Origin of the sequence: Variovorax sp. V35 (assembly GCF_041154465.1) — a bacterium.
GTDB classification, from domain to species: Bacteria; Pseudomonadota; Gammaproteobacteria; order Burkholderiales; family Burkholderiaceae_C; genus Variovorax; species Variovorax boronicumulans.
Map to the genome: position 1 here is coordinate 6353836 of NZ_AP028666.1, position 24001 is coordinate 6377836.

The following is a 24001-nucleotide window of genomic DNA, read 5'->3' on the forward strand; positions in this document are numbered from 1 at the left end:
CCATGACCACAGACACCCAGACCTGGACCGCCGTGTGCGCCGCCGGCGACATCCTCCCCGACACCGGCGTGTGCGCGCTGGTCGACGGCGTGCATGTCGCGATCTTCCGCGTCGGCCAGGAGCCCTCGCTCTTCGCCATCGACAACGTCGACCCGAAGGCCGGCGCCAGCGTGCTCTCGCGCGGGCTGGTCGGCAGCCTGGGCGAGCGCATCGTCGTGGCCTCGCCGCTCTACAAGAACCACTTCGACCTGCGCAGCGGCGAATGCCTGGAGGCGCCCGAGCACTCGGTGCGCGCGCATGCGGTGCGCGTCGAGGACGGCCGCGTGCTCGTCGCGCTCGCCTGACGCCGCCCTCTTCTCTTTTTTCTTCAGCCTCTCTCAAAGGACTCCGAATGGCCTACCTCGCCCCTGCCGAATTCGTGACCAAGATGGTCGACGCCGGTGAATCCAAGCTGCTGATGTCCACGCGCGACACGCTGATCCGCTCGTACATGGCCGGCGCCATCCTCGCGCTGGCCGCCGCCTTCGCCGTGAGCATCACCGTGAACACCGGCAATGCGCTGGTGGGCGCGATGCTGTTCCCGGTCGGCTTCATCATGCTGTACCTGCTGGGCTTCGACCTGCTCACCGGCGTGTTCACGCTGGCACCGCTGGCCGTGCTCGACAAGCGCCCCGGCGCCACCTGGGGCGGCGTGATGCGCAACTGGAGCCTGGTGTTCGTGGGCAACTTCGCGGGCGCGCTCACGGTGGCGGTGTTCATGGCGATCATCTTCACCTTCGGCTTCAGCGAAGCGCCCAACGCCATCGGCGAAAAGCTCGGCCACATCGGCGAAGGCCGCACCGTCGGCTATGCGGCGCACGGCGCGGCCGGCATGCTCACGCTGTTCATTCGCGGCGTGATGTGCAACTGGATGGTCTCGACCGGCGTGGTCGCGGCCATGATGTCGACCACCGTGTCGGGCAAGGCCATCGGCATGTGGATGCCCGTGATGGTCTTCTTCTACATGGGCTTCGAGCACTCCATCGTCAACATGTTCCTGTTCCCCGCCGGCCTGATGCTGGGCGGCAAGTTCACCTTCATGGACTACCTGATCTGGAACGAACTGCCCACGGTGATCGGCAACCTCGTCGGCGGCCTGACCTTCGTGGGCCTCACGCTGTACGCCACGCACTACAAGACGGCGGCCAAGCGCGTCGCCAGCTGAACCGCAGCCCCACGGTTCGCATGCCCGCGCCGCCGCGCAAGCAGCTGCGCGTGACGCTCGGCCAGCATTCGCTGGCGGGGCTTCACGCGCCGGTCAACCAGGACTTCCACGGCGCCATGCTGCCCGAGGGCGCGCTGCTTCTTTCCAAGGGCATCGCCGTGGCGCTGGCCGACGGCATCGGCTCCAGCCACGTGAGCCAGGTGGCGAGCGCGGCGGCCGTGCGCGGCTTTCTCGACGACTACTACGCCACCTCCGACACCTGGTCGGTGCAGCGCGCGGCGCAGCGCGTGCTGGGCGCCACCAACGCCTGGCTGCATGCGCAGACGATGCGCAGCGACGCGCGCTTCGACAAGGACAGCGGCTACGTCTGCACCTTCAGCGCGCTGATCCTCAAGGGCCGCGACGCGCACCTGCTGCACGTGGGCGATGCGCGCATCCACCGGCTGCATGCCGGCGCGCTCGAACAGCTCACCGAGGACCACCGCGTGCGCGTGTCGTCGGTCGAGTCGTACCTCGGGCGCGCGCTGGGCGCGGGCGCCCATGTGGAGATCGACCACCGCTGCTGGCAAGCCGAGGTGGGCGAGGTCTACCTGCTGGCCACCGATGGCGCCTACACGCACCTGGACGCCGCCGCCGTGCACGAGGCGCTGGCGCTGCATGCCGACGACTTCGACGAAGCAGCGCGCTGGCTCGCGGAAACCGCGCGCACCCGGGGCAGCACCGACGACATCACGGTGCAGCTGCTGCGCATCGACGAACTGCCCGACGCCGCCGCGCCGCCCGCGCAGCTGCAGCGCGAAGGCCTGGCGATGCCGCCGGCGCTGGCGCCGCGGGCCCGCTTCGAAGGCTTCAGCCTCGTGCGCGAGCTGCACATGAGCGCGCGCAGCCACGTCTACCTGGCCACCGACGACGCCACCGGCCAGCCGGTCGTGCTGAAGCTGCCGTCGGTCGACCTGCGCGACGACCCCGGCTACCTCGACCGCTTCGTGCTCGAGGAGTGGGTGGCGCGGCGCATCGACAGCCCGCACGTGCTCAAGGCCAGCGCCGTCGAGCGCCCGCGCGCGCACCTGTACGTGGCCATGGAGTACGTCGACGGCCACACGCTCGCGCAATGGATGGTCGACCACCCCCGGCCCGACCTGGACAGCGTGCGCGGCATCGTCGCGCAGTTGGCGCGCGGGCTGCAGGCGCTGCACGGCAAGGAGATGCTGCACCAGGACCTGCGGCCCGAGAACGTGATGATCGACCGCACCGGCACCGTGAAGATCATCGACCTGGCCGCGACCCACGTGGCCGGCCTGGCCGACGGCAGCGGCGAGGCGCGCGCGCTCGCCATCGAAGGCACGCTGCAGTACACCGCGCCCGAGTACTTCACCGGGCACGGCGGCAGCGCGCGCTCCGACCTGTTCTCGCTGGCCGCGATCGTCTACCAGATGCTGTGCGGCCAGCTGCCCTACGGCCTGCAGGTGTCGCGCATCCGCACGCAAGCCGATGTGGGGCGCCTGCGCTATGTGCCCGTGCGCCACCTGCGGCCCGAGCTGCCCGCGTGGGTCGATGCCGTGCTGCAGAAGGCGCTGCACCCGCAGGCCGCGAAGCGGCAGCAGGCGGTGTCGGAGTTCGCGCACGACCTGCGCGCGCCGGGCCCGGAGTTCTGGAGCGCGCGGATGCCGCCGCTGATCGAGCGCCGCCCCGTGCTCTTCTGGCAGTGCACCACCGTGCTGCTGGCCGCGGCGGTGGTGGTGCTGCTCGGGCTGCGCGCCTTCGGGCGCTGAGAAGAAAGTAGGAAGGCTCAGCCCGCGCGCTTGGTGCGGATCGCCTTCGAGGCGCGCGAGTTCGGTTCGCGGCCCAGCGCTTCGCTGATGTACACGCCCGCGTCGATGAGCTTGTCCAGGTCGATGCCGGTGGCGATGCCCATGCCGTGCAGCATGTAGACCACGTCCTCGGTCGCGACGTTGCCCGTCGCGCCCTTGGCGTAGGGGCAGCCGCCCAGGCCGGCCGAGGACGACTGGAAGTTCCACACGCCCAGCTCGAGCGCCGCCAGCGTGTTGACCAGCGCCTGCCCGTAGGTGTCGTGGAAGTGGCCGGAGATGGCGTCGACATCGAAGTGCGCCAGCGTGGCCTCCATGGCCGCCTGCACCTTGCGCGGCGTGCCCACGCCGATGGTGTCGGCCACGTCCACGCGCTGCACGCCGATGCCCTTCATCAGTTGCGCAAGGTAGCCGACCTTGGCCGGCGCGATCTCGCCTTCGTAGGGGCAGCCCACGGTGCACGACATGGCGCCGCGCACGGCGATGCCCTTGGCGCGCGCCGCCTCGACCACGGGCGCGAAGCGCTCGATGCTCTCGGCGATCGAGCAGTTGATGTTCTTCTGGCTGAAGGCCTCGCTCGCGGCGCCGAACACCACGATCTCGTCGGGCCACTCGTCGCGCGGCGCGGCAATGGCGGCCTCGAAGCCCTTCATGTTGGGCGTGAGCACCGAGTAGAGAACGCCCGGCTTGCGCGTGATGCCGTGCATCACTTCGGCGTTGTCGGCCATCTGCGGCACCCACTTGGGCGAGACGAAGCTGGTGACCTCGATCTCTTTCAGGCCGGCGTCCTGCAGGCGGTGCACGAGGCCGATCTTGACCTCGGCGGAGACGGGTTGCTTTTCGTTCTGGAGGCCGTCGCGTGGACCGACGTCGACGAGCTTGACCTGGGCGGGGAGTTTCATGGGATGTCTCTGGTGTCGCTGTCGCGGGAGGGTGATGAAAAACCGGCTTCGATTGTCTGACACATGGGCTTGCGCTGCTTGGTACACAAGTCGCGGAAGGTAGCAATGCGCGCCTGTGGGGTTGCAAATGGTGCCAACCGGTCGGCCCCGCAGGAAAACAGCCGCTAGACGGTCTCGCGCTGCGCGAAGCCGTCGGGCAGATCGCTCGCGGCTTCGGCCTCGCTCACATCGACCGCCGCCACGCGCGCACCGGCCGGCCCCTGGCGCGCCCAGTGCACCAGCGCCTCGACCGCATCGGCCTGGCCGGCCACGAGCGCTTCGACCTTGCCGTCGCGCCGGTTGCGCACCCAGCCGCGCACGCCGAGCCGCTGCGCGGCCTGCACCATCGACCAGCGATAACCCACGCCCTGCACGAGGCCGTGGACGACGAGATGGCGGGTGATGGTGGCGTGTGGGTTCATGGGCAGTGGTCAGTACGACTTCGGCAGCCCCAGTGCCTTCTCGGCGATGAAGTTCAGGATCATCTGCGGGCTGACCGGCGCGATGCGCGGGATGTAGCTCTCGCGCAGCAGGCGCTCGACATGGTATTCCTTCGCGTAGCCCATGCCACCCAGTGTGAGCACGGCGTTCTGGCAGGCGTCGTGCGCCGCCTCGGCCGCGAGGTACTTGGCGGCGTTGGCCTCGATGCCGCAGGGCTCGCCCGCGTCATACAGCGTGGCGGCCTTGAGCATCATCAGGTCGGCCGCCTCCAGGTTGGCCCAGGCGCGCGCGAGCGGATGCGCCACGCCCTGGTTCTGGCCGATAGGCCGGCCGAAGACGACGCGCTCCTGCGCGTACTGCGAAGCGATGCGCAGCGCGGCGCGGCCGATGCCGATGGCTTCCGCCGCGATCAAGATGCGCTCGGGGTTCAGGCCGTGCAGGATGTATTCGAAGCCCCGGCCTTCCTCGCCGATGCGGTCTTCTTCGGGCACCTCGAGGCCGTCGATGAAGAGCATGTTGGAGTCGACCGCCGCGCGGCCCAGCTTGTGGATCTCGCGCACCTCGACCTTGCTGCGGTCCAGCGCCGTGTAGAACAGCGTGAGGCCCTGCGTGGGCTTCTTCACCTGGTCCAGCGGCGTGGTGCGCGTGAGGATCAGCATGCGGTCGGCCACCTGCGCGGTCGAGATCCAGATCTTGCGGCCGTGCAGCAGGTAGCTGCCGTTCGGCTGGCGCACCGCCTGCGTCTTGAGGCTCGTGGTGTCGAGCCCCGCGTCGGGCTCGGTCACGGCGAAGCAGGCTTTCTCGGTGCCCGCGATCAGCGGCGGCAGGAAGCGCTGGCGCTGCGACTCGGTGCCGAACACCACCACCGGGTTGAGGCCGAAGATGTTCATGTGCACCGATGACGCGCCCGACATGCCCGCGCCCGACGCGCTGATGGCGCGCATCATCAGCGCCGCCTCGGTGATGCCCAGCCCCGCGCCGCCCTGCGCCTCGGGCATGGCGATGCCGAGCCAGCCGCTGTCGGCGACGGCGCGGTGGAACTCGTGCGGGAACACGGCGCGGTCGTCGTGGTCGCGCCAGTAGTCGACGGGGAAGTCTTCGCACAGACGCTCGATGGCCGCGACGAGCGAGCGCTGGTCTTCGTTCAGGGAGAAATTCATTCGCTGTCTTTCAGGAGGTCCGGCTGCAGCGTGACGCCGCGCGCGAGCATGCGGTCGATGGCGTCGTCCGCGTAGCCCGCTTCGCGCAGCAGCTCCACGCTCTGTTCGCCGATGCGCGGCGCGGGCCGGCGGATGGCCGCGGGCGTGGCGCTGTAGCGGCCGACAGGCGCGAGCGTGCGGATGCGGCCTTCGCTCGGATGGTCGAACTCGGGGAAGAAATCGACGGCGCGCAGGTGCGGGTCGTCGAGCAGGCTCTCGGTGGTGTGCAGGCGCGCGACGGGGATGTCGGCGGCTTCCAGCAGCGCCATCCATTCGTCGCTGCCGCGCGTGGCCATCACCTCGGCGACGAATGCGTAGACCGCGCCGATGTTCGCGGCGCGCGCCGTGTGCGTGCCGAACATCGGCGAGCTGCGCAGCTCGGGCCGACCGATCACGTCGAAGAAGGCCTGCCAGTGCTTGTCGTTGTAGATGAGCACGCCGAGGTAACCGTCGGCCGTGGCGTAGGGCTTGCGGTGCTCCGCGAGCAGGCGCGCGTAGCCGGTGGGACCGAGCGGCGGCTCGAAGCTGTGGCCGCCGAGGTGGTCGCCCATGACGAACTGCGAGAGCGCCTCGAACATCGGCACTTCCACCGCCTGGCCTTTGCCGGTGCGCTGCGCACTCAGCACGGCAGCGAGCAGCGCGATGGCGGCCTGCAGGCCCACGGCGCGGTCGGCCAGCGTGACGGGCGCGTAGCGCGGCGCGCCGCCGCTTTGCTGCGCGAAGAGCGAGGCGACACCGGCCGCGCCCTGGATCAGGTCGTCGTACGCGGGCTTGCCGGCGTAGGGGCCTTCTTCGCCGTAGCCGAAGGCGCCGAGGTAGACGATCTTCGGATTGACCGCAGCCACGGCCTCGTAGCCGAGCCCGAGCCGCGCCATCGCCTGCGGGCGCGTGTTGTAGATGAGCGCATCGCAGCCGGCCGCAAGCCGCAGGCAGGCCTCGCGGCCTTCGGGCTGCTTGAGGTCGAGCACGATGGAGCGCTTGTTGCGGTTCAGGTGCATCGCCATCGCGCCCATGCCGGCATGGCGCATCGGGCCGACGGCGCGCAGGTTGTCGCCCGACGGCGGCTCGACCTTGATGACGTCGGCGCCGAGGTCGCCGAGGGTCTGCGTGGCGTACGGGCCCATCACCACGGCCGTGAGGTCGAGGATGCGGATGCCTTCGAGGGGGCCGAGAGAACCGGTCATGCTCATTCGGGTTGGATGCCCGCGGCCTGGATCAGCTTCTTCCACTTCGCCAGCTCGGACACGGTGAAGGCGCCGAGTTCTTCCGGCGTGCTGCCGAACGCATCGAAGCCCAGCCTGCTCACGCGCTCGCGAAAGACCGTGCCGTTCGCCATGTCCGCGAGCGCCTTGTTGAGCTTGAGCACGACATCGCGCGGCGTGCCGGCCGGCGCGAACACGCCGTTCCACGACGTGATGTCGAAGCCTTTCAGCTCTGGCGTGTCGGCCAGCGGCGGCAGCTCAGGGAAGAGCTTCGTGCGCTCCTGCGTGGTGACCGCAATGGCGCGCATCTTGCCGGCCTTGACCGTGGCGAGCCCCGCGGCGAGGTCGACCACCATCATCGACACCTGCCCGCCGATGAGGTCGGCGATGGCCGGCGGCGTGCTCTTGTAGGGCACGTGCAGCATCGGGATGCCGCTCATGCGCGACAGCGTGGCGCCGCTCACGATGCCGGTGCTGTTGCCGCTGGCGTAGGTCAGCTTGCCCGGATGCGCGCGGCCCCAGGCCAGCAGCTCGGCCACGCTCTTCACGGGCAGGTCGTTGTTCACCACCAGCATGAACGGCAGGTTGCCCATGCGGCTGACGGGCGCGAAATCTTTCACCGGGTCGTAGGGCAGCGACTTCATCAGGCTCGGGTTGGCCGAGTGCGTGGTGTTGGTCGTCATGAAGAGCGTGTAGCCGTCGGGCGGCGCCTTGGCCACCAGCTCGGCCGCGATCACGCCGCTGGCGCCGGCCCGGTTGTCGACGATCACCGAGGCCTTGAGCGCCTCGCCCAGCATCTGCGCGGTGATGCGCGCCACCGCGTCGGTGCCGCTTCCGGCCGCGAAGGGCACGACGAGCTTGATCGGCTGCTTCGGATAGCCGCCGTCCTGCGCGAAGGCCCAGGGCGCGGCGCCCACGAGGCCCGCCGCAGCGCCGATGGAAATGAAACGGCGGCGGCTTTCCACCGCGACTGTTTCTGTCGCGTTCTTCGTCTGCATGGTTGTGTCTCCGGGGGTTGTCGTTCAGGGCCGGATCACGCGCTCCGGCGATTCCTCGTACGGCGGGCTGTAGATCACCAGCACGCGCACCGGCTCGTCGCTCACCACCGTGAAGGTGTGCATCGCGTCGGCCGGAAAAAAGCAGCTGTCGCCAGGATGCAGCTCCTGCCGCTGGCCGCCCACCTCGGCGACCGCACGGCCTTCGAGCATGTAGCAGACCTGTTCGATGCCCGGGTGCGCATGCGGCAGCGCGCCCTTGCCCTTCTGGATGTGGCCCACCAGCACCTCGAGCTGCTTCGCACCCACCGTCTCGGGACCGATCAGGCGCTTGTTCAGCGTGCCGGTGTGGTTGGCGGGGTGGTAGCCGGTGATCTCGTCCTCGCGGACGAAGTAGCGCGCAGCGGTGGCAGTCATCGGGGGCTTTCTGTCTTGGGTTCGATCGCGAGGCACGCCGAGCGCAGCATCGCCGCGATCTCCTCGATGCGCGGCTCCATGCGGTAGCGCGGGCCGGCCACCGAGATCGCGTAGGCCTCGCCGCCGATGCGCAGCGGCCAGGCCAGGCCGATCAGGTCGGGAATGCTTTCGCCGAGGTTGCCGTACCAGCCGCGCGCGGCGCCGCGTTGCAGCTCGGCCTCGATGGCATCGGCGGTGGTGAGCGTGGCGTCGGTGAGGGGCGCGAGCGTCATGCCCTCGAGCAGCTTGCGGCGCGCCTCGGGCGCGAGCGTGGACAGCAGCGCGCGGCCCAGCGAGTTGGCGTACGCGGGGCGTGTTTCGCCCGACTCGGCCGTGTAGCGGATGCGCTGCGGCGCGCTCAGCACGTCGAGGTACACGACGTGCTCCGCATCGCGGAACTTGCCGAACACCACCGTTTCGCAGGCGGCGTCGCGCAGTTCCTCGAGCGTGGCCTTCACCCGGTCGAGCACCGGGTCGTGCGCGGCGATGACCTGCGCCATGGCCAGCAGCCGGCCCGTGGGGTAGTAGCCCTGGCGGCGGCCGGTCTCGTACATGTAGCCCTGCTCTTCGAGCGTGCGAATCAGGCCCAGGCAGCTGGACACCGGCATGTCGAGCAGCCGCGCCATCTCGGACAGGGCCAGCGGCTGCTTCTCCCGGGCGAAGAGCTCGACGATCTCGATCACGCGAAACGCTGTTTTCACAACCATGAAGAAATTTTCTCGTATGTGAAAAACAAAAGCGTCGGGGTTTTCCCCCGCCGGCCGCGTGTCAGCCGGTTCGTCGCCGTCGGCGCAGGGCCGTCAGTAGCCGCGGACGGGATCGACGATGCCGGCGATCGGCAGGCCCTGCTCCATCGCGCGGATCTTCCCGGCGATCTGGGCGATGGACTCCTCGCGCAGCGTGCGCGCCGAGCCGTGCGGCGTGACGGTGATCTTCGGGTGGCGCCAGAAGGCGTGGTCGGCCGGCAGCGGCTCGACCTGGAACACGTCGAGCGTCGCGCCCGCGAGCTGGCCGGCGTCGAGCATCGGGATCAGGTCGTCTTCCACCAGGTGGCCGCCGCGCGCGATGCTGATGAGGTAGCCCTCGGGCTTGAGCTTGCCCAGCGTCGTGCGGTTCAGGATGCCGCGCGTGGCCTCGGTCAGCGGCAGCAGGTTGACCAGCACGCGCGTGGAGGCCAGGAACTCGTCGAACTGTGCTTCGCCGCTGAACACCTGCACGCCGTCGATGGCCTTGGCAGAGCGGCTCCAGCCGAGCACCGGAAATTCGAACTGCGCCACCGCCTTGGCCACGCGCTCGCCGAGCACGCCCAGGCCCATGATGCCGACCGGGAAGTCGCGCCGCAGCTTCGGCTTGCGGTAGCTCCACTTGCCCTCGCGCGCATCCGCTTCGTACACGTCGAACTCGCGGAAGTGGCGGATGAGCGTGTGGCACACGTACTCGGCCATCTGCACCGACATGCCCGCGTCGTCCAGGCGCACGATGCGCGTGTGCGCCGGCACCTTGAGCTTGAGCAGCGCATCGACGCCCGCGCCGATGTTGAACAGGCCGCGCAGGTCGGGCTGCTCGTCGAGGAACTGCTGGGGCGGCGCCCACACCACGCCGTGGTCGGCCTGCGGCGCGCCGGGCGTCCAGGCTTCGATGGTGGCTTCGGGGAGTTCGGCCTTCAGGCCATCGATCCAGGGATCGGGACGGTTGTCGGTGAGGTAGACGGAGATTCGCATGGGCGCCATCTTAGAAGGCACCGGCTTGTTGCGTCGCGCGCCATCTCCTATGCTCGACCGCATTCAGCCACCCAGGAGACACCTTCCATGATCAAAGTCAGCGTGATGTACCCCCACACCCCCGGCGCGCGGTTCGACCACGACTACTACCGCGACCAGCACATGCCGATGCTCAAGGCCCGCATGGGCGACGCCTGCCTCTCGTACACCATCGACAAGGGCCTGGGCGGCGGCGCACCGGGCGCGCCGCCCACGTATGTCGGCATGTGCCACGTGTTCGCCGAATCCGTCGAGTCCTTCCAGAAGGCCTTCGGCCCGCACGTGAAGGAGATCATGGGCGACGTGAAGAACTACACCGACATCGCGCCGGTGATGCAGATCAGCGAAGTGGTGGTGGGCTGACGCACCACTTCGCTTCTGACCGGACTCAGGCCTTGCCGGTCCGGCGGCGACGCCACAGCACCCGCACCAGCCACCCCACGGGCAGCACCACCAGCAGCAGCCACGGCAGCGCCGCGGCCACGAAGGTGATGAGCGCGCCCACGCTTTCGGCCAGCACGTCGCCGGCGTTGCGCAGCGCGTGCGCCATCGGGCTGTAGCCGTCGCTGCCGCTGACCAGCGCGCGCTTGGGCGTGAACTGGATCTGGATGTGCTGCTTGCTGGTCTGCTGCGCCAGCACCTTGCGCTGGGTGGCGATGGCGTCGAGCTCGGCCTGGGTGTCCGACAGCGTGCGCTGGATCGCCAGCAGGTCGGCCATGGTGCGCTTGGTGACGGTGTCGCGCAGCATGACGCGCAGGCTGTCGCGGAACTCGGTGCGGTTCTTGATGCGGGCCTCGACGTCGATCACCTCGGAGGTCTTGTCTTCGCTGGTGGTGGTGTGCGAGACCACGTTCGCCACGCCGGCCAGGCCGCCGAGCAGCTTGTCGACGTCGGCAGGTTCCACGCGCATCTCGAGCAGGGCGTTGCCCGGCTGCTGCGCCGCCTCGCGCAGCAGCGAAGACGACAGCAGCTCGCACTTCAGCGTGCCGCACAGGTCGCGCACCTTGCCCCAGGCGTCGGCCAGCTGTTCGGCCGGCACTTCGACGTTCAGGTCCTGACGCACGGCCAGGAAGCGCTGCAGCGCGGTCTCGCTACTGCCGCCCCGCGCCTCGTCGGACTGCGACGCGGCGATCTCGGCCTGCGGTGCACGCGCCCTCTGTTCCTTCATGGCCATGCCGCCGCCGTAGCCCATCGGCGGCGCCTGCATGGGCGCAGGCGCGGAGGCCGGCGCAGCCGACTCGGCACTGTGCTGGCGGTCGCAGCCGGCCAGCGACAGGGCGGCCGCCAGGGCCAGCAGGACAGCGCCTGCGCGGTGGCGCACGGCGGCGCGGGGTGTCGACATGGAAAGGGTGCGGCGGATCATCAGGACTCCTTGAAAAGAATGACTACCACCGCTGATACGGGCCAACGGCCCGAACGGGGTTAAGCGGCCGCCGCCATTCGCAACAATTCGTCGCCTTCCGCCACCTGCTCGCCCGGCGCGAACATCAGTTCCTCCACCGTGCCGTCGGCCGGCGCGGCGATGGTGTGCTCCATCTTCATGGCTTCCATCACGGCCAGCGGCTGGCCGCGGCTGACCTTGTCGCCGGCCTTGACCGCGAAGGACACGACCTTGCCGGGCATCGGCGCCGTGAGGCGGCCGCCTTCGGCGTGGGTGTCGCCCGCGTGGGCGAGGCGGTCGATGGCCGTGAGGCGCGTGGCGCCCTTCGCCGCGAACACGTGGGCGGTGGCGCCGTCCAGGTGCACGTCGAGGGTCTGGCGCGTGCCGGCGAACTCGAGCTCGAACTCGCCCGTGGGAAAGCGCCCGATGGTGAGCGGACCTTCGACACCGCCCACTTCGAGGTGCAGGCCGCCGTCGCGGCGGTAGGTCAGCAGCGCACTGTGCTCGGCGCCGCGGAACTCGAAGTCGAAGCGGCGCTTGTACTCGCCATGCGCACGCCAGCCATCGCGGCGCTCGAAGGGGTCGGGCAGTTGCGTCGGCCACTCGGTGACCAGCGTGCGCGTGATGGCGGCGGCCGCGGCCAGCGGCAGGCCCAGCGGCTCGCGGTCGAACAGCACGGCGCGCTCGCGCTCGATGAGCGCGGTGTCGAGGTTGGCCTTCGAGAACGACTCGGTCGCCAGGATGCCGCGCAGGAACTGCACGTTGGTCGACACGCCCACGATCTGCACCTGGGCCAGCGCGGCATCGAGCCGGGCCAGCGCCTCGGCGCGCGTGCTGCCGTGCACGATGAGCTTGGCGATCATCGAGTCGTAGAAGGGCGAGATCTCGCCGCCCTCGCGCACGCCGTCGTCGATGCGCACGCGGCTGCGCTGGAAGGCGGTGGCCTGCGGCTTGCGGTACACGCGCAGCGTGCCGGTGGCGGGCAGGAAGTTGTTGTCGGGGTTCTCGGCACAGATGCGCGCCTCGATGGCGTGGCCGTGGATCTGCAGTTCCGATTGCTTGGCGGGCAGCGGTTCGCCCGACGCCACGCGCAGTTGCAACTCGACGAGGTCGAGGCCGGTGATCGCTTCCGTCACCGGGTGTTCGACCTGCAGGCGCGTGTTCATCTCCATGAAGAAGAAGTTCATCTCGCCGCCTTCGCGCTGCTCGACGATGAACTCCACCGTGCCCGCGCCGACGTAGTTCACGGCGCGCGCCGCGGCCACGGCGGCCTCGCCCATCTGCTTGCGCATCGCCTCGGTCATGCCGGGCGCGGGCGCTTCTTCCAACACCTTCTGGTGACGGCGCTGCACCGAGCAGTCGCGCTCGAACAGGTAGACGTAGTTGCCCTGCGTGTCGCCGAACACCTGGATCTCGATGTGGCGCGGGCGCTGCACGTACTTCTCGATCAGCACCGCGTCGTCGCCGAAGCTGTTGATGGCTTCGCGCTTGCACGAGGCCAGCGCGGCCTCGAAGTCGGCGGCCTTGTCGACCGCGCGCATGCCCTTGCCGCCACCGCCGGCGCTGGCCTTGATGAGCACCGGGTAGCCGATGCGGTCGGCCTCTCGCTGCAGCAGCGCCGGGTCCTGGTCGGCGCCGTGGTAGCCGGGCACCAGCGGCACGCCGGCCTTTTCCATCAGCTGCTTCGACTCGGCCTTCAGGCCCATGGCCTTGATCGCCGAGGGCGGCGGGCCGATGAAGGCCAGGCCGGCGTCGGCGCAGGCCTGCGCGAACTCTTCGTTCTCGCTGAGGAAGCCGTAGCCCGGGTGCACGGCTTCGGCGCCTGTGGCCTTGGCGGCCTCGAGGATCTTTTCCCAGCGCAGGTAGCTGTCCTTCGGGGCGCTGCCGCCGAGGTACACCGACTCGTCGCAGGCGCGCACATGGTTGGCGTGCGCGTCGGCATCGGAGTACACGGCGACGGTGCGAACCGCCATGCGGCGAGCAGTTGCGGCCACGCGGCACGCGATCTCGCCACGGTTGGCGATGAGGATCTTCTTAAACATTCGGAGTGTCTCCCGGAGGATTCTTTTTCAGTTGAAAGGCGGACGTGACGCCCGGATCGGGCCGGCCACTGAAGATGCGTGCCACGCGGCTGAACAGCGCGCGCAGAAAACGCCAGCTCTTGCGGATGAGCCACACGCTGAGCACGAGCACGAAGACGAACAGCACCAGAAAGACCAGCGGATGCGCCACCGCGAGCCACAGCCCGGCCGGCACCATCGAGTCTTCGACCAGCGACGCACCGACGTTCGAGAACGGCTCGGGCGAGGTGTTGATGGCCGCGCGCGTGGTGGCCTTGGCCGCATGCGCCGTGGCCGCGAAGCCGCCGCCCAGCAGCGCCGCGACGACGGCCATGGCGCCGTGGTCGGCACCGAACACGCTGGCCGCAAGCGCCGCGCCGGCGGGGATGCGGATGGCGGTGTGCACCACGTCCCAGAGCGAGTCGAGGCCCGGGATCTTGTCGGCGAAGAACTCGACGAACACCATGAAGCCGCTGACCGCGAGCACGATCGGATGCGCGAGCATCTGCAGCCCCGCGGGCAGCGGCACCCAGCCGAAGTAGCCGACCAGGCCGGTCAGCAGCACGACGAGGTACAGGCGCACGCCGCTGGCCCAGCCGATGGCGGCGGCCAGTGCGAGCAGTTGCGGCATGTCGAGTGCGTTCATGGCGGTCCTTGGTGGGCTGTCAGCCGGCGAGCCAGGACGGCTTGCGCTTCTGCAGGAAAGCCTGCACGCCCTCGCGGCCTTCGTCGCTCGCGCGGATGTCGGCGATGCCTTCGACCGTCTTGGCGATGAGTGCGCTGTCGATCTCGCGGCCGGACACGTCGGCGATCAACTGCTTGCAGGCGCGCACGGCGGCGGGGCTGGCGCCGGTGAGGGCCTTCAGCAGCTCGTCGACCTTGGCGTCGAGCGCGTCGGCGGCCACCACTTCATGCACGAAACCGATGCGGTGCGCCTCGGCGGCGGTGAAGCGCTCGGCCGTGAGGAAGTAGCGCTGCGAGGCGCGCGGGCCCATGGCACGCAGCACGTACGGGCTGATGGTCGCGGGCACGAGGCCGATCTTCACTTCGCTGAGGCAGTACCACGCGGTGTCCACGCTCACGGCCATGTCGCACGCGGCCACGAGCCCCATGCCGCCCGCGTACACGTCGCCCTGCACGCGCGCGATGGTGGGCTTGGGGCACTCGGCGATGGTGCGCAGCATGTCGGCCAGCTTGCCCGCGTCGGCGAGGTTCTCGCCCCGCGTGTAGTCGGCCATGCGGCGCATCCAGTTGAGGTTGGCGCCCGCGCAGAAGGCCGGGCCGTTCGCGCCGAGCACGACGGCCTTGACCTGCGGCGCGGCGCCGGCTTCGAGAAAGGCCTGCGTCAGCTCGGCGATCACGACGTCGTCGAAGGCGTTGCGCGCGTCGGGCTGGTCGAGCCAGATGCGTGCGACCGCGCCGTCGATGGCGAGGTTCAGCTTGGTGTAGTCGCTCATGCGGTTCACCTCACATGCGGAAGATGCCGAACTTCGGCTCGGGGATCGGCGCGTTGCGCGATGCGGCCAGGCCCAGTGCGAGCACGCGGCGCGTGTCGGCCGGATCGATGATGCCGTCGTCCCACAGGCGTGCGGTGGCGTAGTAGGGGTGGCCCTGGTCTTCGTACTGCTGGCGGATCGGTGCCTTGAAGGCTTCTTCTTCGTCCGCGCTCCAGCTGCCGCCCTTCAGTTCGATGCCGTCGCGCTTCACCGTGGCGAGCACGCTCGCGGCCTGCTCGCCGCCCATCACGCTGATGCGCGCGTTGGGCCACATCCAGAGGAAGCGCGGGCTGTACGCGCGGCCGCACATGCCGTAGTTGCCGGCGCCGAAGCTGCCGCCGATGATGATCGTGAACTTCGGCACGTTGGCGGTGGCCACGGCCGTCACCATCTTGGCGCCGTGGCGTGCAATGCCTTCGTTCTCGTACTTGCGGCCCACCATGAAGCCGGTGATGTTCTGCAGGAACACCAGCGGGATCTTGCGCTGGCAGCACAGCTCGATGAAGTGCGCGCCCTTCTGTGCCGACTCGCTGAACAGGATGCCGTTGTTGGCGATGATGCCGACCGGCATGCCCTCGATCTCGGCGAAGCCGCACACCAGCGTGGCGCCGAAGCGGGCCTTGAACTCGTGGAACTCGCTGCCGTCGACGATGCGCGCAATGATCTCGCGCACGTCGAAGGGCTTGCGCGTGTCGGTGGGGATCACGCCGTACAGCTCTTCGCGCGGGAAGTCGGGCGCGCGCACCGTGGTGCCTTGCGGCGTGTCGGCGGCCTTCGCGTTGAGGTTGGCCACCGCCGAGCGCGCCAGCGCCAGCGCGTGCAGGTCGTTCTGTGCCAGGTGGTCGACCACGCCCGACAGGCGCGTGTGCACGTCGCCGCCGCCCAGGTCTTCGGCCGACACGACCTCGCCGGTGGCCGCCTTCACGAGCGGCGGGCCGCCCAGGAAGATGGTGCCCTGGTTCTTCACGATGATCGATTCGTCGCTCATCGCCGGCACGTACGCGCCGCCGGCCGTGCACGAGCCCATGACCACCGCGATCTGCGGGATGCCCTGGGCGCTCATGTTGGCCTGGTTGTAGAAGATGCGGCCGAAGTGCTCGCGGTCGGGGAACACCTCGTCCTGGTTCGGCAGGTTGGCACCACCCGAGTCCACGAGGTAGATGCAGGGCAGGCGGTTCTGCTCGGCGATCTCCTGTGCGCGCAGGTGCTTCTTGACCGTCATCGGGTAGTAGGTGCCGCCCTTCACCGTGGCGTCGTTGCACACGATCATGCAGTCGACACCGTTCACGCGGCCGATGCCCGCGATGATGCCGGCGCCGGGCGCCGACTCGGCCCCCTTCGCATCGAGGTACATCGCATGCGCGGCCAGCGGCGCGATCTCGAGGAAGGGCGTGCCCGGGTCGAGCAGCTCGGCCACGCGGTCGCGCGGCAGCAGCTTGCCGCGTGCCGTGTGCTTGGCGCGCGCGGCCTCGCCGCCGCCCTGCTCCACCTTCGCGAACTGCTGCTGCAGGTCGTCGACTAGCGCGCGCATGGCGGCCGCATTGGCCTGGAAGTCGGCCGACCGTGCGTTGAGTTTGGTTTCGAGTTTGCTCATGCTGTCTTTTCTTGGCTGAGACCGAGCTGCTCGGTCATGGCGTCGCGGATCTTGAATTTCTGGATCTTGCCGGTCACCGTCATCGGGAACTCGGAGACGAACTGGATGTACTTGGGCACCTTGTAGTGCGCGATCTGCCCCTTGCAGAAATCGCGGATCTCGGCATCGGTGGCGCTCTGGCCGGGCTTGACGATGATCCAGGCGCACAGCTCTTCGCCATACTTCTTGTCGGGCAGGCCGACCACCTGCACGTCCTGCACCTTCGGGTGGCGGTACAGGAACTCTTCGATCTCGCGCGGGTAGATGTTCTCGCCGCCGCGGATCACCAGGTCCTTGATGCGCCCGACGATGTTCACGTAGCCCTCGGCGTCCATGGTGGCGAGGTCGCCGGTGTGCATCCAGCGCTCGGCGTCGATGGCTTCGCGGGTCTTGGGCTCGTCTTCCCAGTAGCCGTGCATCACCGAGTAGCCGCGCGTGCACAGCTCGCCCGACTGGCCCGGCTGCATGATCGCGCCGGTCTCGGGGTCGATGATCTTCACTTCGAGGTGCGGCTGCACCGTGCCCACGGTCGACACGCGGCGATCGAGCGGCGTGTCGGTGCTGCTCTGGCAGCTCACCGGGCTGGTCTCGGTCATGCCGTAGGCGATGGTGATCTCGCCCAGGTGCATCTCGTTGACCACGCGCTTCATCACCTCGATGGGGCACGGCGAGCCGGCCATGATGCCGGTGCGCAGCGTCGACAGGTCGAACTCCTTGAAGCGCGGATGGTCCAGCTCGGCGATGAACATCGTGGGCACGCCGTGCAGGCCCGTGCACTTCTCGGCCTGCACGGTCTCGAGCACGGTGAGCGGATCGAAACCGTCGTTCGGGTACACGATGGCCGAGCCGTGCGTGAGGCAAGCCAGGTTGCCCAGCACCATGCCGAAGCAGTGGTACAGCGGCACCGGGATGCACAGGCGGTCGGCCGGTGTGAGCTTCATGCACTCGCCGATGAAGAAGCCGTTGTTCAGGATGTTGCGGTGCGTGAGCGTCGCGCCCTTGGGAAAGCCCGTGGTGCCGCTGGTGAACTGGATGTTGATCGGGTCGGTGGCCTTCAGCGTCTTCTGCGTGGCGGCCACGCGCGCGTCGGCCGCATCGCCGCTGGCCAGCAGCTCGCTGAAGCGGCGCATGCCGGGCTGCTCGTCGCCCTGGCCGGGCTTGTCGATCCAGAAGGTGTGCTGCAGCAGCGGCAGCTTGGCCGGGCCCAGCTCGCGCAGCATGCCCAGGTAGTCGCTGGTCTTGAACTGCGCCATCGTCACCAGCGCCTTGCAGCCGACCTTGTTGAGTGCGTACTCGAGCTCCGAGGTGCGGTAGGCGGGGTTGATGTTCACGAGGATCAGGCCGACCTTGGCGGTGGCGATCTGCATCAGCACCCAGGGCACGTTGTTGTGCGACCAGATGCCCACGCGGTCGCCGGGCACGAGCCCCAGGCTCAGCAGCGCGCTCGCCAGCTTGTTCGACGCGGTCTGCAGTTCGCGGTAGGTGAAGCGCTGGCCTTCGTGGCGGCTGACGAGGGCTTCGCGTTCAGGCTGCTTTTCGACCATGTCGTCGAAGAAGTCGCCGATGGCTTGCTCGATGAGGGGGACGTCGGTGGCGCCTTGGGCCAGGCTCTGCGTCAGTGGCATCGTCTTGTCTCCTTGTCTGGCGCCCTCTCCCTGCGGGGAGAGGGTGGGGTGAGGGTGTGCAGCGCGGCTTATGCGGTTTCGGAGAACAGCTCGCGGCCAATGAGCATGCGGCGCACTTCGCTCGTGCCCGCGCCGATCTCGTACAGCTTGGCGTCGCGCCACAGCCGCTCGACCGGGAAGTCCTTGGTGTAGCCCACGCCGCCCAGCGTCTGGATCGCCTCGCCGGCCATCCAGGTCGCCTTTTCGGCCGAATACAGGATGGCGCCGGCCGCGTCCTTGCGGAAGGTGCGCGCATGGTCGTTGCGGTCGCAGGCCTTGCCCACGGCGTACACGTAGGCGCGGGTGGCCTGCCAGGTCGAGTACATGTCGGCGATCTTGCCCTGCATCAGCTGGAACTCGCCGATGCTCTGACCGAACTGCTGGCGCTCGTGGATGTAGGGGATCACGGCGTCCATGCAGGCGGCCATGATGCCCAGCGGGCCGCCCGAGAGCACGGCGCGCTCGTAGTCCAGGCCGCTCATCAGCACCTTGGCGCCCATGCCTTCGCCGCCGAGCACGTTCTCTTCGGGCACTTCGCAGTTGTCGAAGAACAGCGGGAAGGTGTTGGAGCCGCGCATGCCGAGCTTGTCGAGCTTGGTGCCGGCCGAAAAACCTTTGAAATTCTTCTCGACGATGAAGGCCGTCATGCCGCGCGCGCCCATTTCGGGTTCGGTCTTGGCGTAGATGACCAGCGTGTCGGCGTCGCCGCCGTTGGTGATCCACATCTTGCCGCCGTTGAGCACGTAGTAGCCGTCCTTCTTGTCGGCCTTGAGCTTCATGCTCACCACGTCGGAGCCGGCGTTGGGCTCGCTCATGGCCAGCGCGCCCACGTGCTCGCCGCTCACCAGCTTGGGCAGGTATTTCTTCTTCTGCGCGTCGCTGCCGTTGCGGTGGATCTGGTTCACGCACAGGTTGGAGTGCGCGCCGTACGACAGGCCCACCGAGGCCGAAGCGCGCGAGACTTCTTCCATGGCCACGATGTGGGCCAGGTAGCCCAGCTCGGTGCCGCCGAATTCTTCCTTCACCGTCATGCCGTGCAGGCCCAGCTCGCCGAGCTTTTGCCACAGGTCGTGCGGGAACAGGTTGTCGCGGTCGATCTCGGCGGCGCGGGGCGCGATTTCGTTGGCGGCGAAGTCCTGGATCGCGCTGCGCAGCGCGTCGATGTCGTCGCCCAGGTCGAAGTTGAGGCCGAAATCGTGCATGAGTCTTGTCTCCTCTGAAGGGGTCGGCGCGCAGGGCTGCCCGCGCGGATGGCGCTTGAAAAAACGCAGCTTACGCCTCGTGGCGCCGCAATTGGCGCCACAATGGTTGCAAATTGCGCCACGACCGATGCCCTCCACCACGTCGTCCCCCGCCTTCCTGCGACCCGCCCGCGCCGTCACGCCGATGGCCTTCGTGCGAGCCATCGTGCAAGGGTATGCCCGCTACGGCAAGGACCCGGCGCAGGCCCTGCAGGCGGCACAGATCGCGCCGCGCGAGCTGGCCCGCCCGGGTGCCCGGGTGACGGCTGCGCAGTTCGAGGCGCTGTCGGGCCACGCGATGCAGGAGCTGGACGACGAGGCGCTGGGCTGGTTCTCGCGCCGCCTGCCCTGGGGCAGCTACGGCATGCTGTGCCGCGCCTCGCTCACCTCGCCCGACCTGGGCGTGGCCATGAAACGCTGGTGCCGCCACCACCGCCTGCTGACCGAGGACATCACGCTCGCGCTGGAGGTGGCCGGCGGCGTGGCCACGCTGCGCATCACCGAAAACCGCCCGCTCGACCCGGCGTTCCGCGAGTTCTGCCTGGTGACGAGCCTGCGCTTCATGCACGGGTACGTGTGCTGGGCCATCGACTCGCGCATCTCGCTGCGCCAGGCCACCTTTCCGTTCGCGGCGCCGCCGCACCGCGACGCCTACCCGCTGATGTTCACGCCCGACGTGCACTTCGACGCGCCGCAGGCCAGCATCAGCTTCGACGAGCGCTACCTCGCGCTGCCGCTGCTGCGCGACGAGCGCGCGCTGCGCACCATGCTCAAGCGCGCCCTGCCACTCACCGTGCTGCAGTACCGCCGCGACCGCCTGCTGGGCCAGCGCGTGCGCGAGCTGCTGCGCGCGCGTGCCGGTGAGGCGACCACGGCCGAGGCGCTGGCGGGGTTGCTGAACGTGTCGGGGCGCACCCTGCACCGACAGCTGCATGAAGAGGGCACCTCGCTGCAGGTACTGAAGAACGAGGTGCGGCACGAACTGGCGGTGGAGCAACTGCGCCGGACCACGCGGCCGATCAAGCAGGTGGCGCTGGCGGTGGGCTTTCGCAACGAAAAGAGCTTTTCGCGTGCGTTCCTGCAGTGGACGGGGCACGCGCCTCGGGACTTTCGGCAGCTGGGGTTGTAGGGCGCCCGTTCAGGGCACGTGCACAGGCCACCGGGTACTTCCCTCCGCGAATGTCCCCCGGGCTTCGCCCTCCTCCTTGATTTCGCTGCGGGAAGCACCCGGTGTCCTGCGCCCGCTGAGCGCTGTCGTTGTGCTGGCCATCAACAGCCGCACTGCCCAACGCTCACGTCGATGGGGTGCCTTGCGCAGCGAAATCAAGGGGGAGCCCGAAGGGCGGAGGACATTCGCGGAGCAAGGCTCCCCGTCGGCGGGAGCGTCGCCCTGAATAGCGAAACTCAGGCCGGCGAATCGATCAACGCCAGCGCATCGGCGATCGACTGGCTGTCTTCCGGCCGCACCAGCTTCGCGACCTGTTGCCCGTCGCGCATGAACACCAGCGTGGGCCACAGCCGCACGTTGAACGAGCGTCCCAGCGGGCGGCCGCTGCCGTCTTCCACCTTGATGCGGCGCACGTTCGGGTACTGGGCAAAGGCCTCGGCAATGTTCGGCTGCGCGGCCTTGCAGATGCCGCACCAGTTGGTGCCGAACTCCACCACGGCCGGGCCCTGGAGCGCGTCGATCTCGCTGCGGTCGGGTTGCTCGGTCTGGTACTCGGAGGTCATGGGCGGGGTCCTTGCGAATTCGTGGGAAGGAGCGCGTGCAGGCGACGGGCGCGCCACACGCTGACGGGCGTCATTGCACCAGAAACTCAGGCCGCCTGCAGGCCGTAGCCGGCGAGCAATGCGGGCAGCCCGGTCATGTCGCTGAACACGGCCACGGCGCCCGCGGCGCGCAGCGCGCCCGGGCCGCTGTGGCCCGATTCGCCCGTGCTGTAGCCGAACACCGTGGCGCCTGCGGCCACGCCGGCCATCGCGCCGGTGACCGTGTCTTCGACCACCGCGCAGCGCTTCGGGTCGACACCGAGCGCTTCCGCCGCGGCCAGGTACACATCGGGATGCGGCTTGGAGCGCGGCATCTCGTGGCCGCTGAAGATGCGGCCCTCGAAGCAGTCGAGCAGGCCGACCTTGGCCAGCTGCAACTCGACCTTGTGGCGGTCGGCGCCCGAAGCACAGGCGATGCGGCCCTTGAGGCGCGCGTGGATCTCGCGGATGGCGGCGGGCGCATGGGGAATGGCGACGAGGTCGCGGTCGAGCGCCTCGTTGCGGCGGGCGCGGAAGCCGCGCAGCCAGTCGTCGGTGATCTTGAAGCCCGTCTTGGCCTCGATGAGCGCCGTCTCGTCCTTCACGGCCTTGCCGGTGAAGATGTTCATCGATTCCTCGGCCGTGAGCTGCCAGCCGAGCTCGCCGAGCATGTCGGCGAGCACGCGGTTGGTGATGGGTTCGGAATCGACGAGCACGCCGTCGCAATCGAAGAGAACGGCGGAAAAGGGGAAAGGGGTCATTGCGAGGCTGGAGTTCAGGGGTCTGGCCCCATGGTAGCAACGCACCCTTTCCGCACGGGGAGACTCAGGCTATCTCAGGCGACGGGACGGATCGGGATGTAGATCTCGCCGCCGCCAGCCATGAATTCTTTCGACTTCTCTTCCATGCCCTCGGCCATGGCAGCCGCCTCGGCCACGCCCTTCTTGGCCGCGTACTCACGCACCTCCTGCGTGATCTTCATCGAACAGAACTTGGGGCCGCACATCGAGCAGAAATGCGCCACCTTGCTCGAATCCTTCGGCAGCGTCTCGTCGTGGAATTCGCGCGCCGTGTCGGGGTCCAGGCCCAGGTTGAACTGGTCTTGCCAGCGGAACTCGAAGCGCGCCTTGCTCAGGGCGTCGTCGCGCGAGCGCGCACCCGGATGGCCCTTGGCCACGTCGGCCGCGTGCGCGGCGATCTTGTAGGCAATGATCCCCTGCTTCACGTCGTCGCGGTCGGGCAGGCCCAGGTGTTCCTTGGGCGTCACGTAGCAGAGCATCGCCGTGCCGGCCCAGCCGATCATGGCGGCGCCGATGGCGCTGGAGATGTGGTCGTAGCCCGGCGCGATGTCGATGGTCAGCGGGCCGAGCGTGTAGAACGGCGCTTCGTGGCAGTGCTTGATCTGCTCGTCCATGTTGGCCTGGATCATGTGCATCGGCACGTGGCCCGGGCCTTCGATCATGGTCTGCACGTCGTGCTTCCAGGCGATCTGCGTGAGCTCGCCCAGCGTGCGCAGTTCGGCGAACTGGGCCTCGTCGTTCGCGTCGGCACCCGAGCCGGGGCGCAGGCCGTCGCCGAGCGAGAAGCTCACGTCGTAGGCCTTCATGATGTCGCAGATGTCTTCGAAGTGCGTGTAGAGGAAGCTCTCCTTGTGGTGCGCGATGCACCACTTGGCCATGATCGAGCCGCCGCGCGACACGATGCCCGTCATGCGGTCCGCCGTGAGGTGGATGAACGGCAGGCGCAGGCCCGCGTGGATGGTGAAGTAGTCGACGCCCTGCTCCGCCTGCTCGATGAGCGTGTCGCGGTAGATTTCCCAGGTGAGGTCTTCGGCCACGCCGCCCACCTTTTCGAGCGCCTGGTAGATCGGCACCGTGCCGATGGGCACCGGCGAGTTGCGCACGATCCAGTCGCGCGTGGTGTGGATGTTCTTGCCGGTCGACAGGTCCATCACGTTGTCGGCGCCCCAGCGGATGGCCCACACCAGCTTCTCGACCTCTTCCTCGATGCTCGAGGTGACGGCCGAGTTGCCGATGTTGGCGTTGATCTTCACCTTGAAGTTGCGCCCGATGGCCATCGGCTCAACCTCAGGGTGGTTGATGTTCGCGGGAATGATCGCGCGGCCGCGGGCCACTTCGTCGCGCACGAACTCGGGCGTGATGATGCGCGGAATGCTCGCGCCCATCGGGTTGCCCGCCACGCGCTTGGCGCGCTCTTCGTTGGCCAGGTACTCGGCCATCCACTCGCGCTTGCCGTTCTCGCGCAGGGCCACGTATTCCATTTCGGGCGTGACGATGCCGCGGCGCGCGTAATGCATTTGGGTGACGTTGGCGCCCGACTTGGCGCGGCGCGGCGTGCGCTGCAGCGCCGAGGCACCGGCGCGCAGCTCGGCCAGGCGCTGCGCGTCGCGGTCTTCGTTCTTGGCGCCGTCGTCCAGCGCGTGGTGCGTGCGGCCTTCGTAGCTTTCGGTGTCCCCGCGCTCGATGACCCAGGCGCTGCGCACGTCGGGCAGGCCGCGGCGCACGTCGATCTCGACCTTCGGGTCGGTGTAGGGGCCCGAGGTGTCGTACAGGGAGACGGTTTCGCCGTTGGTCAGCGCCACGTCGCGCACGGGCACGAACAGGTCGGGCCGGCTGCCCGGAATGACGCACTTGTGCGAGGCGGGAAAGGGTTCGCGCGTCAGCGACAGCAGCGAGGTGAACTTGTCGGGGGCATTCATCGGAGGCACTCCTTGTTGAGGGAAAGGGTGCTCCGCAATCGCTCAGTGGACC

23 protein-coding genes are annotated in these 24001 nt (G+C 68.8%); 5 read left to right on the top strand and 18 right to left on the bottom strand.

Going from position 1 to position 24001, the window contains the following annotated elements:
- Positions 1–2 precede the first annotated feature (2 nt).
- From nirD to ACAM42_RS29260, 3 genes are read left to right on the top strand one after another with little or no spacing between them, the layout of a single operon-like run.
- Complete coding sequence (nirD, locus tag ACAM42_RS29250) at positions 3–344, top strand: nitrite reductase small subunit NirD (protein WP_070062899.1); 342 nt, start codon at positions 3–5, stop codon at positions 342–344.
- Between the two features lie 47 nt (positions 345–391).
- A complete protein-coding gene (locus tag ACAM42_RS29255; protein ID WP_369630246.1) occupies positions 392–1204 on the top strand; it encodes a formate/nitrite transporter family protein in 813 nt (270 codons plus the stop codon).
- A 20-nt stretch (positions 1205–1224) separates the two neighbouring features.
- Positions 1225–2976, top strand: coding sequence for a protein kinase (locus tag ACAM42_RS29260; RefSeq protein ID WP_369630247.1), 1752 nt, complete (start codon positions 1225–1227; stop codon positions 2974–2976).
- Positions 2977–2993: 17 nt separating this feature from the next.
- Here the strand turns inward: ACAM42_RS29260 and ACAM42_RS29265 are convergent, their stop codons facing one another.
- From ACAM42_RS29265 to ACAM42_RS29300, 8 genes are all read right to left on the bottom strand, one after another.
- A complete protein-coding gene (locus ACAM42_RS29265) occupies positions 2994–3914 on the bottom strand; it encodes a hydroxymethylglutaryl-CoA lyase (protein ID WP_369630248.1) in 921 nt (306 codons plus the stop codon).
- Between the two features lie 164 nt (positions 3915–4078).
- Positions 4079–4375 (bottom strand): acylphosphatase, encoded by a 297-nt coding sequence (locus tag ACAM42_RS29270; protein ID WP_369630249.1) that lies wholly within the window; start codon positions 4373–4375, stop codon positions 4079–4081.
- A gap of 9 nt (positions 4376–4384) precedes the next feature.
- Positions 4385–5554: an acyl-CoA dehydrogenase family protein gene (locus tag ACAM42_RS29275; protein WP_369630250.1), complete on the bottom strand. Its 1170-nt coding sequence runs from the start codon at positions 5552–5554 to the stop codon at positions 4385–4387.
- The gene (locus ACAM42_RS29280; protein WP_369630251.1) at positions 5551–6783 is read right to left on the bottom strand and encodes a CaiB/BaiF CoA transferase family protein; all 1233 of its coding nucleotides are present in this window, start codon (positions 6781–6783) and stop codon (positions 5551–5553) included. The genes ACAM42_RS29275 and ACAM42_RS29280 overlap by 4 nt, the downstream gene beginning before the upstream one ends.
- Positions 6780–7793, bottom strand: coding sequence for a Bug family tripartite tricarboxylate transporter substrate binding protein (locus ACAM42_RS29285; protein ID WP_369630252.1), 1014 nt, complete (start codon positions 7791–7793; stop codon positions 6780–6782). The genes ACAM42_RS29280 and ACAM42_RS29285 overlap by 4 nt, the downstream gene beginning before the upstream one ends.
- 24 nt (positions 7794–7817) lie before the next feature.
- Positions 7818–8207 carry a cupin domain-containing protein gene (locus tag ACAM42_RS29290; protein WP_095746917.1) on the bottom strand — a complete coding sequence of 130 codons (390 nt, stop codon included), beginning with the start codon at positions 8205–8207 and terminating at the stop codon, positions 7818–7820.
- On the bottom strand, positions 8204–8953 hold the full coding sequence (locus ACAM42_RS29295; protein WP_369630253.1) for an IclR family transcriptional regulator: 750 nt from the start codon (positions 8951–8953) through the stop codon (positions 8204–8206). Before ACAM42_RS29295 ends, ACAM42_RS29290 begins: the two co-directional genes overlap by 4 nt.
- A 93-nt stretch (positions 8954–9046) precedes the next feature.
- Complete coding sequence (locus ACAM42_RS29300; protein WP_062477390.1) at positions 9047–9967, bottom strand: glyoxylate/hydroxypyruvate reductase A; 921 nt, start codon at positions 9965–9967, stop codon at positions 9047–9049.
- A gap of 87 nt (positions 9968–10054) precedes the next feature.
- Here ACAM42_RS29300 and ACAM42_RS29305 point away from each other — a divergent pair, with 87 nt between their 5' ends.
- Positions 10055–10369: an EthD family reductase gene (locus tag ACAM42_RS29305; RefSeq protein ID WP_119552476.1), complete on the top strand. Its 315-nt coding sequence runs from the start codon at positions 10055–10057 to the stop codon at positions 10367–10369.
- 25 nt (positions 10370–10394) lie between these two features.
- On the opposite strand, the gene ACAM42_RS29310 is transcribed toward ACAM42_RS29305, so the two are convergent.
- From ACAM42_RS29310 to ACAM42_RS29340, 7 genes are all read right to left on the bottom strand, one after another.
- Positions 10395–11348, bottom strand: a complete 954-nt coding sequence (locus ACAM42_RS29310) for a DUF4349 domain-containing protein (protein WP_369630254.1) — start codon at positions 11346–11348, stop codon at positions 10395–10397.
- A gap of 80 nt (positions 11349–11428) precedes the next feature.
- On the bottom strand, positions 11429–13429 hold the full coding sequence (locus ACAM42_RS29315; protein ID WP_369630255.1) for an acetyl-CoA carboxylase biotin carboxylase subunit: 2001 nt from the start codon (positions 13427–13429) through the stop codon (positions 11429–11431).
- Positions 13422–14093 (bottom strand): DUF4126 domain-containing protein, encoded by a 672-nt coding sequence (locus ACAM42_RS29320; protein ID WP_095947914.1) that lies wholly within the window; start codon positions 14091–14093, stop codon positions 13422–13424. The genes ACAM42_RS29315 and ACAM42_RS29320 overlap by 8 nt, the downstream gene beginning before the upstream one ends.
- A 19-nt stretch (positions 14094–14112) precedes the next feature.
- Positions 14113–14904 (bottom strand): enoyl-CoA hydratase/isomerase family protein, encoded by a 792-nt coding sequence (locus ACAM42_RS29325; protein WP_369630256.1) that lies wholly within the window; start codon positions 14902–14904, stop codon positions 14113–14115.
- A gap of 10 nt (positions 14905–14914) precedes the next feature.
- Positions 14915–16537, bottom strand: coding sequence for a carboxyl transferase domain-containing protein (locus ACAM42_RS29330; protein ID WP_369630257.1), 1623 nt, complete (start codon positions 16535–16537; stop codon positions 14915–14917).
- The gene (locus ACAM42_RS29335; RefSeq protein WP_369630258.1) at positions 16534–18201 is read right to left on the bottom strand and encodes an AMP-binding protein; all 1668 of its coding nucleotides are present in this window, start codon (positions 18199–18201) and stop codon (positions 16534–16536) included. Before ACAM42_RS29335 ends, ACAM42_RS29330 begins: the two co-directional genes overlap by 4 nt.
- Positions 18202–18269: 68 nt before the next feature.
- Positions 18270–19442 (bottom strand): isovaleryl-CoA dehydrogenase, encoded by a 1173-nt coding sequence (locus tag ACAM42_RS29340; RefSeq protein WP_056577364.1) that lies wholly within the window; start codon positions 19440–19442, stop codon positions 18270–18272.
- A gap of 127 nt (positions 19443–19569) precedes the next feature.
- Between ACAM42_RS29340 and ACAM42_RS29345 the strand changes: the two genes are divergently transcribed.
- Entirely contained in the window at positions 19570–20610 is a 1041-nt protein-coding gene (locus tag ACAM42_RS29345; protein WP_062478709.1) for an AraC family transcriptional regulator, read from the top strand.
- Between the two features lie 275 nt (positions 20611–20885).
- On the opposite strand, the gene ACAM42_RS29350 is transcribed toward ACAM42_RS29345, so the two are convergent.
- From ACAM42_RS29350 to thiC, 3 genes are all read right to left on the bottom strand, one after another.
- Entirely contained in the window at positions 20886–21212 is a 327-nt protein-coding gene (locus ACAM42_RS29350; RefSeq protein ID WP_070062914.1) for a thioredoxin family protein, read from the bottom strand.
- 86 nt (positions 21213–21298) lie between these two features.
- On the bottom strand, positions 21299–21991 hold the full coding sequence (locus ACAM42_RS29355; protein WP_062478714.1) for an HAD family phosphatase: 693 nt from the start codon (positions 21989–21991) through the stop codon (positions 21299–21301).
- Between the two features lie 74 nt (positions 21992–22065).
- Positions 22066–23949, bottom strand: a complete 1884-nt coding sequence (gene thiC, locus ACAM42_RS29360; protein WP_062478718.1) for a phosphomethylpyrimidine synthase ThiC — start codon at positions 23947–23949, stop codon at positions 22066–22068.
- Positions 23950–24001 lie beyond the last annotated feature (52 nt).